Origin of the sequence: Streptomyces davaonensis JCM 4913 (assembly GCF_000349325.1) — a bacterium.
Taxonomy (GTDB): Bacteria; Actinomycetota; Actinomycetes; order Streptomycetales; family Streptomycetaceae; genus Streptomyces; species Streptomyces davaonensis.
On the sequence record NC_020504.1, the window covers coordinates 12312 to 26075 of the forward strand.

At 69.5% G+C, this 13764-nt stretch carries 10 protein-coding genes and 2 pseudogenes; 9 read left to right on the plus strand and 3 right to left on the minus strand.

Annotated elements, in window-relative coordinates; all coding sequences use genetic code 11:
* The first annotated feature begins 52 nt into the window (after positions 1-52).
* Both BN159_RS00080 and BN159_RS00085 read left to right on the plus strand, forming a co-directional pair.
* Positions 53-964, plus strand: coding sequence for a phosphotransferase family protein (locus BN159_RS00080; protein WP_015654802.1), 912 nt, complete (start codon positions 53-55; stop codon positions 962-964).
* Position 965: 1 nt separating this feature from the next.
* A pseudogene (locus BN159_RS00085) lies at positions 966-1655 on the plus strand (class I SAM-dependent methyltransferase); the annotation flags it as partial.
* Between the two features lie 581 nt (positions 1656-2236).
* Here the strand turns inward: BN159_RS00085 and BN159_RS47350 are convergent.
* Complete coding sequence (locus tag BN159_RS47350) at positions 2237-3949, minus strand: lamin tail domain-containing protein (protein ID WP_015654804.1); 1713 nt, start codon at positions 3947-3949, stop codon at positions 2237-2239.
* A 291-nt stretch (positions 3950-4240) separates the two neighbouring features.
* Positions 4241-4461, minus strand: a pseudogene (locus BN159_RS43305) (transposase); the annotation flags it as partial.
* Between the two features lie 358 nt (positions 4462-4819).
* Between BN159_RS43305 and BN159_RS00095 the strand changes: the two are divergent.
* The 3 genes from BN159_RS00095 (at position 4820) to BN159_RS00105 (ending at position 5811) form a co-directional block, all read left to right on the plus strand.
* Entirely contained in the window at positions 4820-5047 is a 228-nt protein-coding gene (locus BN159_RS00095) for a hypothetical protein (RefSeq protein ID WP_015654807.1), read from the plus strand.
* Positions 5048-5224: 177 nt separating this feature from the next.
* The gene (locus tag BN159_RS00100; protein ID WP_015654808.1) at positions 5225-5431 is read left to right on the plus strand and encodes a hypothetical protein; all 207 of its coding nucleotides are present in this window, start codon (positions 5225-5227) and stop codon (positions 5429-5431) included.
* On the plus strand, positions 5428-5811 hold the full coding sequence (locus tag BN159_RS00105) for a hypothetical protein (RefSeq protein ID WP_015654809.1): 384 nt from the start codon (positions 5428-5430) through the stop codon (positions 5809-5811). The genes BN159_RS00100 and BN159_RS00105 overlap by 4 nt, the downstream gene beginning before the upstream one ends.
* Before the next feature lie 108 nt (positions 5812-5919).
* Here BN159_RS00105 and BN159_RS45035 read toward each other — a convergent pair whose 3' ends face one another.
* Entirely contained in the window at positions 5920-6594 is a 675-nt protein-coding gene (locus tag BN159_RS45035; protein WP_015654810.1) for a GNAT family N-acetyltransferase, read from the minus strand.
* A 416-nt stretch (positions 6595-7010) separates the two neighbouring features.
* Between BN159_RS45035 and BN159_RS00115 the strand changes: the two genes are divergently transcribed.
* The 4 genes from BN159_RS00115 to BN159_RS45040 all read left to right on the plus strand — a co-directional run bounded on the left by BN159_RS00115 (position 7011) and on the right by BN159_RS45040 (position 13495).
* Positions 7011-7871 carry an alpha/beta hydrolase family protein gene (locus BN159_RS00115; protein WP_231905536.1) on the plus strand — a complete coding sequence of 287 codons (861 nt, stop codon included), beginning with the start codon at positions 7011-7013 and terminating at the stop codon, positions 7869-7871.
* Positions 7868-12130 carry a caspase family protein gene (locus BN159_RS00120; RefSeq protein WP_015654812.1) on the plus strand — a complete coding sequence of 1421 codons (4263 nt, stop codon included), beginning with the start codon at positions 7868-7870 and terminating at the stop codon, positions 12128-12130. The genes BN159_RS00115 and BN159_RS00120 overlap by 4 nt, the downstream gene beginning before the upstream one ends.
* A 187-nt stretch (positions 12131-12317) precedes the next feature.
* Positions 12318-12626, plus strand: coding sequence for a transposase (locus BN159_RS00125; RefSeq protein WP_015654813.1), 309 nt, complete (start codon positions 12318-12320; stop codon positions 12624-12626).
* Positions 12623-13495 (plus strand): IS3 family transposase, encoded by an 873-nt coding sequence (locus BN159_RS45040; RefSeq protein ID WP_015654814.1) that lies wholly within the window; start codon positions 12623-12625, stop codon positions 13493-13495. The genes BN159_RS00125 and BN159_RS45040 overlap by 4 nt, the downstream gene beginning before the upstream one ends.
* The last annotated feature ends 269 nt before the right edge of the window (positions 13496-13764 follow it).

The window sequence follows — 13764 nt, forward strand, 5'->3', positions numbered from 1 at the left end:
CGGGCCGGCACCTCCCGCCCGCCCCGGACGCCCCAACCTCCTGGAGCCCCACGTGACCGCGAACCCCAGCGCCGAACTCCTCGACAGCCTGCTCACCATCGCCGGACAGACCACCGCCGTGCGCAAGGAGGTGCGTGTGTGGTCCATGTCCGGTGTCGAGCGCCTGACCTTCCCCGACGCCACCACCACGATCTTCAAGTACGCGAAGCGGCCCTTCGACAGCGAAGACCATATCCTCCGTGGGGCGCACGCTCTTGGTGTCCCCGTTCCCCAGGTTCACGCCTCCGCCGTCCTGGACGGCTGGCTCGGCATCCTCATGGAAGACCTCGGCCCCGCCGTCCGCGACGCCAACGACCTCGACGGCACTGCCGCCGCCGTGGTCCTGCACGGCACCCGGACGGCTCCCGCCCTGCCCGTCCTCGACCAGGCCAGTCTTCGCATGCTGCCGAACCGGTCCCTGGACCATCTCGCCCGGCTCCGCAAGGCGGAGCGCTGGCAGGATACGGACGGCATTGAGAACGCGCTCGACCGAATCACCCAAGCCGCCGAGGCCCGTTCGGCCGGTGCAACAGTGGCTCCGTTCGGCTGGGTGCACTCCGAGTTCCACCCCACCAGCCTCCACATCGGCCAACGCGGCTGGCGGCTGCTGGACTTCGCCCGCGCCTTCACCGGCCCTGGCCTGCTCGACCTCGCCAGCTGGCATGGCACCCTCGATGCCCCCGACCCCGTGCGTCTGCGTGCCTTCCTGGAGCAGTACGTCACCGCCGGCGGCCCCCCCGACGCCCTCGCCCGGCGCGGCGGGCTCACCGCCGAGAACTGGGCCCTGGGCTGGCACCGCATGTGGGCCGTCGAGTGGTTCATGGAACAGTCCATCCGCTGGATCAATGACCCGGCCACCGACCCCGCCTACATCAAGGCCGTACGCCGCCACCTCACCGACGTCCTCCACCTCCTGGAGGTCTGACGTGCTCGCCCAGGCGTCCCCGTGGTACGTCCACGCCCTTAAGCGCACCATGGCCAGCCCCGCCGCGCCGTTGCCTGTGCCCGGACGCATGGAATGGACCACACGGCCACACAGCGGGCCTGGCGCCGAGATTCTCGGACCGGATCTGTGCCGCAAGCGACTGCTGGAACTCGGCTGCGGCCCCGGCCACAACGCCGCCCACCTCGCCACCCGCCACGGCGCCCAGGTCACCGGCGTCGATCTGGTCGGCCTGCAGGTCCGCCGAGCCCGCTCCCACTAAGGCCGGCTGAACAACCTCACCTTCGTCGCCGGCCATGCCCTGCACTACCTGCAAGCCTCCACTGAACCTTTCGACGCCATCTACTCCGTCTTCGGAGCCATCGGCCTCGTCGCCCCCGAACTCCTGCTCCCGGCCATCGCCCAGCGCCTCACCCCTGGGCGCACCCTCGCCTTCTCCGTCCCCCACCCCCAGCGCGGCGGCCTGCGCCCCACCGCCAACGACCGCCCTCGCCGTGACTGCATCACCCTCCCCGACCGCACCCGGCTGCCCATCGTCCGCTGGGACTTCGACGCCGACCGCTGGGAGAAACACCTCGACCGCGCCAGCCTCTGGCTCACCTCGGCCCAGGAGTTCCATGACCCCCGCCACGCAGGCTGCCGGCCCACCACCCTGCTGATCACCGCGCGCAGGGCTCGCCGAGGTCCAGGCACGGGTACGGCGAACCGGTTGGCGGCGATGCCTTGGCTGTTTCGGTGCGCGGCACAGCTGGGCTCTGCCGGCCGTGGTTGCGCCGGGCGCCGTGTGTCGCTCACCCACCGGCGCCGTGCAGGGGTACGGTCCGAGCGCCGGTCTGCGAAGGACTGGACCGTGTGGCAGAGCAGGCCCGGACGCTCTACACCACCGACAGAGGGTGTGGGGCACCCACTTCGCGCTTGAACATCACCCCTGACACGCTCGCGTGGTGATCCAATCGGCCGGGTGACGACGAAGGATTCACCGTGCCCGCCTCACCTCGCCGCCAGGCCGCCCGTCTGCGCGCCTCCTACACCCGGGAGACCGTCTCGCTCGCCGCCTCCGGGATCGCCCGTCGCGGCAGGAACGGTCCTATGCTCCGCAGCGGTCTGGGCCTCGACATCTGCACAGCGGCGCAGCGGCGACTGCGTACGCTGCTGGCCCTCGGCATGTTCAACCACGGCCCGACCAGCCTGTGGCCGCGCCACGTCAGCCTGGCCGGAACTCCGTTCGACTTGCAGGTTCCAAAATCGGTTGACTCAGTACGCCGTTCCGTCGGCGCGCTGGCCGGGCGAGCGGGACAGCGAGCTGATGGTGTTGTGCTTGACCCAGCCGCCGGTCGCCGAGCCGTCCGGGCTTCGGTTGATGGACACCCCGTCGGAGTCCGCCTGGCTTGAGGAGTAGGTCATCGACTGGACCGTCGCTCCGGCCGAATCCCGCAGGATCACCTGGTCACCGCTGTTGGACAGGCTGAGGCCGCCGGTGCTGGCCGGCACCGCCACGATGCCACCGGGAATCGAGGAGCCCGCGCCGAACACGGTGATCGCCTTGCCGGGTTGCAGCGTCGTACCGGCCGCGAACGTGTGCCGCACCGCCGACCCGTCCCGGAGGGTCCAGCCGGCGATGCTGATGGCCGTGCCACCGGTGTTCACGATCTCGACGGCCTCGCCGGCGGTGCTGCTGCCCGGTTCGTTGGCCAGCACCTCGTTGATGATGACGTTGGCGGGTCCGCCGTCTCCGGCGGTGACGTTCTGGGTCGTGGTGTGGGTGGCCCCGCCGTTGTCCGTCACGGTCAGCGAGACCGCGTAGGTTCCGGCCGATGCGTAGGTCACGGTCGGGTTCGTCGCCGTCGAGGTCTGGCCGTTGCCGAAGTCCCAGCTGCGGCTCACGACGGTGCCGTCGGAGTCGGTGCTGCCATCGGTGAAGGTGCAGTTGAGAGCGGTGCAGGAGTGCGTGTACGACGCCGTGGGCTGCTGGTTCGCGCCGCCACCGCCGATGACGAAGTCGTAGCGGGCCAGCACCGGGTAGTGGTCACTGGTCGTCGTCGCGTAGTTCGGGACGTAGGCCTGGGGCTGGAACGCGGTTGCCGAGCCGGCGACGTACTTCGCCTGCACCTCGTTGGTGGTGAGCTGGTGGTCGATGAAGTCCGGGTAGCTCGTCGTCGACGCCACGCCCGCCAGCGACAGGGCCCGCGTCGGGAACGTGTAACGCGCCGCGTCGTTCACGAAGTTGGCGTACGGCGAAGCTTTGCCGGAGGTGATGGAGGTGTCGACGTCGTCGTTCCAGTCACCGATGACGAAGACGTTCTGGGTGGGGTAGGTCGTGTCGAGGTAGGACTTGAGGGCCTGCGACGCCGGGTTGCGCAGGTTCCACGCGTCCGTGGTGGACCCGGCCTTCGCGTGCAGGACGATGAAGACGAGGTCACGGGTGACACCGTCGAACGTGCCGCGCAGCGTGAACTCCACCGGCGGGCGGCCGGCGAAGTTGCTGTTCTGGCCGGTCAGGATGACCTTCGCGCTCACCAGCGTGGCCATGCTGGAGCGCCAGACGAGGGCGACCTTCTGCTCGGTGTTGCCGAAGTCCGAGTAGTACTGGGCACCGTTCGTCACGACCGGGTCGTTGGCCACGACCCCGGTGTACCCGGGCATGCCGGCCACGAGGGTGTCGAACGCCGAGGTGCTGACGACCTCGGACAGGCCCCACACGTCCATGTCGGCGCCCGCCATGACGTCGCGGACGTTCTGCTGCTGAAGCGCCTCGTCGGTCGGGCCGAAGTCCGGCGCGCCGAACCACTCGACGTTCCAGTTGCCGACGTCGAGCTGTGTCGGCGATCCCTGCGACGGAACCGAGGCGGCGGCATGCGCCGCAGGGCCGGTGGTGAGCATGGCCAGCGCCACGGCGGCGGCCAGGCAGGCGGCGCCGGGCGCGGCGATGCGGCGGGGGCGTCTGACAGGTATGTGACGAGGTGACATGAAGGTGCCTTTCGCGAGCGGTTGCGGAAGGTTCGCGGAGCACCGCACCGGAGGTGTGTGGGGACACGCCGCCGCGGCAGGGCAGTTCTAGGCGGGCCGGGTTGCACGCGGGGGACCGGAAGATTTCCTCCGCATGTCATTTCTACGCGCGTTGCGCAGTGTGCACCGGGCGCCGGGTGCGGCGCCATACCCCGTACAGGGCCCATCTGTTGAGCGGCGCTCCCCACGACCTCTCCCCAAACGGCCTCGGACGGGTGCGTCCAGCAAGTGGTGCAACTCGCGGGTTTGCTGCTACTGCCGGGCTGCGGTGAGGCGGCCGTCGAAGGCGATGCCGATGGCCTGGAGGGCCGGCTTCCATCGCCTGGTCCAGCGTTTCGCGCCGTTCCCGGTCGAATCCAGGCTCATGACCGCACATGGACGCACTTGAGGGCGGCCTGCTCAGTGGGGAAATGCCCGCGGGCGCGCACGGCCTTGCGGATCCGGGCGTTCGCGCTCTCGATGGCGTCCTCGGTGAACTCCGGGAACCGCTCCATGGCGGCTTCCTCGGTCGGCGCCGTGCAGACCGGGCGGAGGGCTTCCGCGATCTTCTACCAGGAGGCTGCCTTCATGCGCGCACGGCCGGAAGATCACCCGACCAGGACTCCGTTCGACTTGCGGGTTCCAGGATCGGCTGAGATACGGCTTCTGAGACACCCCAGCCGACTCCCACCCCGCACCCGCACCCTCCCCTTCCGCGAGCGCGGGACGGCAGGCCCCCAGCCCGCCCAGCCGAACCACGAGGAGCCGCACCCTGACCCACCCCACTCCGACCATCAACACACCCGCAGACCCCCGCGGCGCCGACGCCACCGTGTCCGAGCCGGGCAAACGATGCCCAGCGGCCTGCACGCCGCCACCCGCCCGACGGGCACCACGGTCAGCAGTCACAACGTGTCGTCCCTGCTCGCGGAACTCACCCGCCACAACGACTGTGCCGACGCCCTGCACGCCCTGGTCCTGCCCGCCGACCACCTCGACACGCACCGCAGCCCCATCGACCACGCACGCCGCCACGCCCTGTTCTCCATGCGGCCCTGCTTCATCGACCCGATGCAATGACGGAACCTGCAGCGTCGGCTGCGGGCCGATCACCTCCCCGCCAGCACGCACGCCCAACGCCGGATCTTCCACGCCCTGACCGGCACACCCCCCGGCGGCTCGCGCACTCCTCCCCCGATTCCTCGGCGCACCCGGTCCGGTACCACATCAGGTACCAGTAGCGGTACCGCGGGATCCATGCCTGCACTCAACGTGGAATTCACCGAGGAAGAGATGGCTCGGCTGCGGGAGCGGGCGGCGCTCACAGGCCGGAGCCTGAAGCAGCACGTGCACGACGTGACCGTGGAGGAGGCCGACCGGATCTCCTTCGTCGAAGGCGCGGTCGCCGAAGCCGCCCGGATCCTGCCCGGTGTCACGGCCCGCTTCCCCGAAGGACAGCGGTGAGCCCGATCATCCGTGTCGACGTCGGCTGGGTCCTGCAGATCCGGTCCGCGATCTCCCCGCTGAACGTGCCCATCGCGGACTGGGGCGCCCTGGGGTTCATGGCCGGCCGGCACACCTTCGAGCGCGAACGCGGCGTCCTCCACTACGAAGAACCCGCCGCACGGGCTGCGACCTTCCTGCACACCGCACTGCTGCTGCGCCCCTTCACCGACTACAACCTCGTCATCGGATGGGCCTGCACCAGCCAGTACATGCACCTCTCCCACCAGCCCCTGAAGCCCAAGGACGACGACCTGTACGAACTCGCCCACACCGTCCGCGCACAGGAAGCCGACCTCCGCACCGTCGCACAGCGCCTGGAGTCCTGGCGCACCGCATGACACCGGCGGGCCGGCTTGGGGAGCACGGTTGCGGACCGCTTGCCATCCCCCCTCCATGGGCCGGCGTCCCGTGTTTGAGGGATGCGCCGACAGCGAGCGAGGGGGACGTCACCTGTGGGGGCCTCGCCACCGGTGGAAGAAGGTCTCTCCCGGGCCAGCTCCCAGGCGCATCGGCACGCCGGTCAGCACCGTGCCCACATCGATCGTGTCCCGGGAACCAAGGACGGTGAACCCGCGCCGCTCGTCGTAGGGACCGAGCGCGCGGGAGGTCTCGAACCCACTGAACAGCAGGATGTAGTCCAACTGCCGGTAGACCTGCACGCACCGCTTCAGCACAGCCGTGCCGATCCCGCGGCCCCGGGTGTCCTCACTCACCGCGACCGCTTTGATCTTCGCGTACTTCACCATCGACGCCAGTGCGTGACCGTTGTGACCGGGCAGCTTCATGACCATCGCAGCGACCGCACCGGACGGGACAGGCAACGACAGAGCCGCCCCGGCGCCCGCCCCTTCCCCTTCGGCGTGGGCGGGGCGGCAGGGACCCCGCCCACGCCGAAGCCCCAAGGAGTCGCCGCCCATGGCCAGCCCGAGCCCTGCCACCGATACGCCCGCCGGCCTCGTGCGCGCCACCGTCGGCCCTCGCGACACCGACACCGCCGCGTCCGAGCCGGGCGGAGCGATGCGCGGCAGCACAATGATGACGACGGCCTCGGCGCCACCCAGGCGCCGACGGGACGGGGTACCTCGCTCCACGCAGGAGAGGGCGGAACGGGGCTCGGGCACAAGGCCTCCCTGATGTTCGGATCCGGCGACCCGCGGCCAGCGGACACCTGTCACTGACTCCAACCAGGCGAACCACTGGGGCGGTTGCAGCCGCCCGCGGCGTAGTGGCCAGTTCAGGGCACGGGGCGCACGATTCCGACCCTTTCTGCGACCCCAAGGTCCCGCCGCTGGCGGGCCTTTGCGGCAATCACCCCTACGCACTGTCTTCGTCGGCAGAGTGGACGCCCGCACGTCCCTTGCTTACGAAGCGACTACGCCGGGGATGCCAGATGCAGGGATGATCTGACACTGCCGCGGCATGGGACCCAGTTATGGGGTACCTGCTGCGGGCGCCCGCCAGGGCAATGGGGGGATCAGTTGTGGCTCACGTTGTGGTGGTTCACGGAATCGGACAAGAGTACGTCGGGCCTGAATCGTTGGAGCTGAGCATCGCACCAGGTCTGCGGGACGGCATACGGCTGGCGCAGGGCCGGGACTCTGCGGCAGACCTGGTGACCGTGGCCTGCGCCTCGTACGGTCACTTGTTCCTCGCGTCCGACACCCGAAGCTGGTCACTGCCCCCGTGGGACGAGACAGATGTCGAGGAGGGTCTTGAGGCTGAACTGCTCATGGCGTGGTGGGAGCAAGCGGCGCGGGTGGATAGGGCTGTGACCGGCCCGGACGAGCCGGGCACGCTCGGCGGGGCCGCGTATGGCGCGTCTCGTCTGCTGCTGTCGGATCGGGTACGCGCCGCGCTGGACGCGCTCAGCGGGTCCCGCTACTTCGGCTATGTCTCGGACCGGATGTTGATCTTCGCGTTGAAGCAGGTCCGCCGCTATATGACGGAGCCGGAGCTGCGGAGTGCCGCACAGGCGCAGGTGGCAGCCCTGGTCTCGGACGATACTCGGGTACTCGTGGGCCATTCCCTGGGCTCGGTCGTGGCCTATGAAGCCCTGTGCGCGCATCCGAAGTGGCCGGTGACGGATCTGATCACCCTTGGGTCACCGCTGGGGATCCGGCGCATGATCTTTGACCGGCTCGATCCCTCGCCGGTCCAGGGCGTGGGGGTCTGGCCGGGCGGAGTGCGCCGGTGGACGAACATCGCGGACCCTGGGGACATCGTGGCGCTGGTGGACCGGCTTGCTGACCGATTCGGTGCACGGGTGCAGGACCACCGGATCACCAACGGCGTGCGCATGCACGATCTGTTGCGCTATCTGACCGCTGTCACCACCGGCCGCACCGTTGCCGAAGCGCTGTCAGGCCCAACGGGCAGGACGGTTGCGGGTGTTCAATGAAGCAAGAAAATGCGGCGGAGTGTGCCGAGCAGAGCTATCTCATCACGATTGGCGTCAACACCCCTCAGGGCCAGAGGCGCAACGAACTCAGGTATCCGGTACGGGACGCCGAACGAGTGCGTGAACTGCTGACGCCGAGGGGGTACACACCCGTCCTTTCCAGCCTTTGGCAGAGCCCGACGGCGACCGAGGTGCGGAACAGAATCAAGGGCTGGGCAGCGAGCGCGGGGCTTGGCCCGAAGAGCGTGGTCGTCGTGTACTTCGCGGGTCACGGCTTCAAGGGCGAGTTGCACCACGAGCTCGTGTGCGCGGATGAGGAGGGCGCAGAGAGCACGCTGAGGACGGATGACCTGTGCGGTCCTCTGCTGGAGAGTCGGCTCGGACACCTCCTGGTCATGCTCGACACGTGCTATGCGGGCGCGGGGACGGCACAACTGGCTGAGGTGAGCAGCAGGTTGGCTTCCAAAAGGAACCGGCCCAGCGGTGTCTGGCTGATGGCCTCGGCGCGCGGCAAGGAACAGGCGAAGGAGCGTGCGTTCGTGGACGGGCTGACCAATGCCCTGACGGACACGCGCATGCGGCTTCCTCAATTCCTGGACGTCGACGAGGTCACTCGCAGGATCCAGCGCTACCTCGGCGAACATTCCCCGGCGCAGCACGTGTCGGTGTACACCGTGGACAGCGACGGACACGCTCCGTTCTTCCCCAATCTGCCCGCCGACGGCCTGGACGCGGCCGCTGTGGTCCGTCTGTACAGCCGTGACCGCTTTCACTTCGAGCCACGGGGCCGCGGCATTGAGCACCTGGGGGAACAAGGCGACCACTTCGTCGGCCGGACAGCCACTCTGACCGAGCTGGCCCGGTGGCTCGCAGGCCCGCACGACGGCCGGGCACGTGTGGTCACCGGAGCCCCGGGGTCGGGGAAGTCCGCGGTGCTGGGGAGGCTTCTTCTGCTGTCGGACGAAGACTATGCGGCCCGGACGGACGCCCGGCCCGAGACCCTGCCCCCGCGGGGATTGACCCTCGTGCCGCTCCACGCACGCCGTGCCACCCTGGAGCGGCTGGTCACCGACCTGGCCGCCGTGCTGGGATCACCCGGCTTGAACCGCGGTGAACTGCTGGAGATTCTGGGGCGGCGCACCACTGCGCTGGTGGTCGTGGTGGACGCGCTGGACGAGGCCGGAACCGCCGGGGACAGCGCGGAAGGCGCGCGCATCGCCAGGGAGTTGCTGCAGCCCCTCAGTACGCTGGCCGGCATACGGCTGATCGTGGGGGCGCGCCGCCCGCTGGTGCCTGCTCTGGGCCATGCGACGACCGTTTATGACCTGGACGAGCACGGCAGTCACTTTGCTGCGGATGATGTCGTCGCCTATGCCCGCAGCCTGCTGCTGGACTCGCATGAGGCGAATAGCCTCTCCCCCTACCGTGACAATCCGGCACTCGCCGACACGGTCGCCCGGGGCATCGCCGTGCGGGCCGGCACCTGCTTCCTGGTCGCACGCATGACCGCCCGCGCCCTGGTTCAGGGGCAGAGGACCGTCGACCCGGCGCGGCCGGGCTGGCAGGAGGAGCTCCCCAGCGATGTCGGGCAGGCGTTCGCCGAGTATCTGGACCGCTTCGGCTCGCAGCAGGCGAAAGTCACCCACCTGCTGCTTCCCTTGGCCTACGCCCAGGGAAGCGGGCTGCCCTGGTCCACCCTGTGGTCACCACTGGTAAGGGCCCTTACCGGCACCGACTGCCCGCACGCGGACCTTGCCTGGCTGCATCAGAACGCGTGGGAATACATCATCGAGACCGAGGCTCCCGGAGGGTCGAGGTACCGGCTCTACCACGAGACCATGGCGGAGTACCTGCGCACGCCCGGTGGCGAGTCAGCCGCCCACCAGATCGTCGCCGACACCCTGCTGACGCAGGTCCAGCCCGATCCCCTCAACGGCAGGCGCGCCTGGTCGGCCGCCCATCCCTACATCCGGGAACACCTCGCCGACCACGCGGCAGCAGGCGGGACACTGGAGCGGCTCCTCCACGACAACGGCTATCTGGTGCACGCCGGTTCGGCATCCCTCATGCGGGCCCTGCGCACGGCTCCCCCGGGCTTGGCGCGCACCCGCGGCTCGGTCTACCGCGCCTCCGCCGACATCCACGCCGGCGCGCCGCCGGAGGAGCGCCAGGACATCCTCGCCATCGACGCCGCCCGGTTCAACCAGCCCAGGCACGTCATCGACGAACTGTCCGAGGGGCGGCCCTGGCGGCCCCTGTGGGCGACGGGCAGCCTCGTCCACACCGCCCTGCGCACCACCCTCCAGGGCAGGACCGGCCACGCCGCACAGATCGCCTGCGTCACGATGGACGGACGCCCGCACGCAGTCACCACCGACAGCGAACCTCGCAACCCGACGCGTTCCTCCCGCCTCTTTGCCGACGGTGTGCTGCGAGTGTGGGACCTCACCACCGGTGATCAGGTCGCCTCTCTCACCGGCCACACAGGGCGCATCAGCGCGGTCGCGTGCTACACCTTCGACGGGCACGCCCACGCGGTCACGATCAGCCCGGCCGACCTCCTGGGCAACGGGGCCGGCGACGGCACGGTCAGAGTGTGGGATCTCAACGAGGGCACCGGACGCGTGATCGCTTCCGGCGACCTCGGTCATGGCAGCCTCGGGCACATGTCCACCATGGCCTACACCATGATCGACGGACAACCGCACGCCGTCACCGGAAACCAGACCGGCGAAGCAGCGGTGCGCGTATGGAACCTGCTGGACGGCGGACTGCGCGGCCCGCTCACCGGCCACGTGGACGCGGTGTCCTCCATCGGCTGCATCGACATCGAAGAGCGCCCGCACGCCGTCGTGGGCTGCCTGAACGGGGCTGCGTGGGTGTACGACCTGACCGACCGCACAATCCGGACGGTTCTCACCGGTCACACCCAGCAGGTGACCGCCGTCGCATGCGTCAGCATCGCCGGCGTCCCCCACGCCATCACCACCAGCGCCGACAAGACCGTGCGGCGGTGGAACCTTGACGAGGGCGGCGCCGGCACCGTCCTCACCGGCCAGACCCACGCCGCATCCGCCCTGGCCTGCACGCACATCGCCAAGGTTCCGCACGCGGTCACAGGAGGGGACGACAGCCTCCTGCGTGTCTGGAACCTGAACAGCGGCACCCAGCGGGCAACCCTCACCGGCCACACGTCGTCCGTGTGGGCGGTCGCCTGCATCAGCGTCGACGGCCGCGCGCACGCCGTCACCGGCAGTGGCGAACCCTCGGCGCGGGTGTGGGATCTGACCGAGGACACCCAGGCCCGCACAGTGCGAAGAGGCCACACCCGTCAGGTATCCGGTGCGGCCTGGACGACGGTCGACGGCCGCCCGCACTGGGTCACCGTCGGCCGGGACGACGTCGTACGGGTGTGGGACGCGGCGAGCGGGACCCAGCGCGTGGCCCTCACCGGCCATACCGCCGGCAGTTGGGGCCATCCCCCCAGCCTGGACTGCACGGTGATCGACGGTGTCCCGCACGCAGTCACCGGCGGCGCCGACTACACCGTGCGCGTGTGGGACCTCAGCCGAAAGAAAGAACGGTCCGTGCGGACCGGTCATTGGAACCAGGTCAACACCGTGGTCTGCACCAGCATCGACGGCCGCCCCCACGCGGTCAGTGGAAGCGCGGACTGGACCGTACGCGTCTGGGACCTGACAGACGACTCCCGCCCCGAGCAGATCTTCGAGTTCGGACGCCCCTCCCGCCACGAATACGACCCCGGCCGCGACGCCACCGCGGTCATCTGCGCCGACCTCGACGCACGTCCGCACGCCGTCCTCGCCTGGGGCGGCGACCACAATGCGGTGCACATCCGGGACCTCACCGACGGCTCGCCACGCGGGGTCCTGTCGTGCGACATGAGCGGAGTGGTCGCCCTGGCCACAACCCGCATCGCGGGACGAACCCACGCCGTCGCATGCGGAGAGGGCGTCGAGGTGTGGGACCTGACGCAACGCACCCGGCGCGCCGTCCTGACCGGACACACCGGCTGGGTCAGCGCCGTGGCCTGCGCCTGCATCGAGGGCCGGCCCCATGCCTTCACAACCGGCGCCGACCGCACCATACGCGTGTGGGACCTGGAAACGAACGAGTTGGTCTCCACCATCGCCCTGCCCCTGCCCGGACACGCCATCAGCGCAACACCCTCCGACATCCTCGTCGGCATGGACGACGACATCGCCGTATTCACCCGACACAACGAAGTGACGCTCTAACCCCCAGCCAACAGCACACACAGCACGCTCCCGATCCCCCAAGCCATGCCGCCCGGCGCCATAACCGGGCAGCACAAGCACACGTCACACACCCCGGGAGAGCCCCAGTCCCGCACACCAACCTTGGGCCTGATCCGCTTTGGCGGACATCCGAGATCAGGGGTTCTGCCCCGGGAGGATGTCCATCATGGAGAGCATGGGGAAGAAGAAGCCTCGGCCTCGCCGTTCGTTCACGCCGGAGTTCAAGGCCGAGATCGTCGAGCTGTGCCGACGCGGTGACCGCTCAGTCGGTCAGATCGCCAAGGACTTCGACCTGACAGAGACCGCGGTGCGGCTGTGGGTCAGCCAGGCCGAGGTCGACGCAGGCGAACGCGATGGCCTTACCAGCAGTGAACGCGAGGAACTGGCCGCGTTGCGGCGGGAGAACCGCCGGCTGCGCGAAGACGTCGACATCCTCAAGCGGGCCACGGCTTTCTTCGCGAAGGAGACCCGGTGACGGTGCACCCGTTCATCGAGGCGGAGAAGCGAGACGGTCACAGCGTCAAGCGCGCGTGTGAACTGCTGCAGGTCTCCCGAACCGCCTTCTATGCCCGCCGCAGCGGCACGCCCGGTCCGCGGGCGGTCCGGGACGCCGTACTGACCGGCCAGATCACCAAGGTCCACGCCAGGTCCCGAGGCACCTACGGCGCTCCACGCATCCACGCCGTCCTGAAACGCGAGGGTGCTGTCTGCGGACGCCGTCGCATCGCCAGACTGATGCGGGCGGCGGGCCTGGAGGGCCGCCACCGCAGACGACGGCACCTGACCACCATCCCCGACCCCCGCGCCGCCAACCGGCCCGATCTCATCCTGCGGCAGTTCGATCCCGACCCAGCAGGCGTCGACACCCGTTGGTGCGGCGACATCACCTACGTCCCCACCGGGGAGGGCTGGCTCTATCTGGCCACCGTCATCGACATCGCCTCCCGCCGGGTAATCGGCTGGGCAACGGCCGATCACCTGCGCACCGATCTGGTCGCTGACGCCCTCATGGCGGCCTGCCGACAGCGTCGTCCCACCCGGCCGGTGATCTTTCACTCGGATCGTGGCTGTCAGTACACCAGTCACCAATTCGCCTGCGTGGCAACGGAGTTCGGCGTCCGCCTGTCGGTCGGCCGGACCGGGCAGTGCTGGGACAACGCGCTCGCTGAGTCGTTCTTCGCCACGATCAAACGGGAGGTCCTCGACACGAGCACCTGGCCCAGCCGGGCCGCCGCCCGCACCGCGATCTTCGACTTCATCGAGGGCTGGTACAACTTGCACCGACTGCACAGCAGTCTCGGCTACCGAAGTCCCGTCGAATACGAGACCGCACTCGCGGCCTGACCACCACACCGATGGTGTCCGTCAAAGCGGAACAAGCTCACCTGGGGTGCCATCCTGCACAGCCCCGGCCGGGACGATCCTGCGAATGGCCCTGGCCGAGGGAGAGATGACGCCCGCTGCCCTCGCCCGCGGGGAGGGCCCAGGCCGCAGCACGCCGCGGTCCCTGCCTGATCCACGAGAAGGCCGCAGGGGCGGCCGAACCCGGTCCCATGCTCTGGCCCCCCATCACAACTCCTGCCATTATTTGCATTATGGGCCGGGGTGGCCGG

Excerpts from the sequence above, each read along its gene's own strand:
- BN159_RS47350 (WP_015654804.1), bottom strand. The coding sequence starts at position 3,949 with ATGTCACCTCGTCACATACCTGTCAGACGCCCCCGCCGCATCGCCGCG.
- BN159_RS00095 (WP_015654807.1), top strand. The coding sequence starts at position 4,820 with ATGCCCAGCGGCCTGCACGCCGCCACCCGCCCGACGGGCACCACGGTC.
- BN159_RS00100 (WP_015654808.1), top strand. The coding sequence starts at position 5,225 with ATGCCTGCACTCAACGTGGAATTCACCGAGGAAGAGATGGCTCGGCTG.
- BN159_RS00120 (WP_015654812.1), top strand. The coding sequence starts at position 7,868 with ATGAAGCAAGAAAATGCGGCGGAGTGTGCCGAGCAGAGCTATCTCATC.
- BN159_RS00125 (WP_015654813.1), top strand. The coding sequence starts at position 12,318 with ATGGAGAGCATGGGGAAGAAGAAGCCTCGGCCTCGCCGTTCGTTCACG.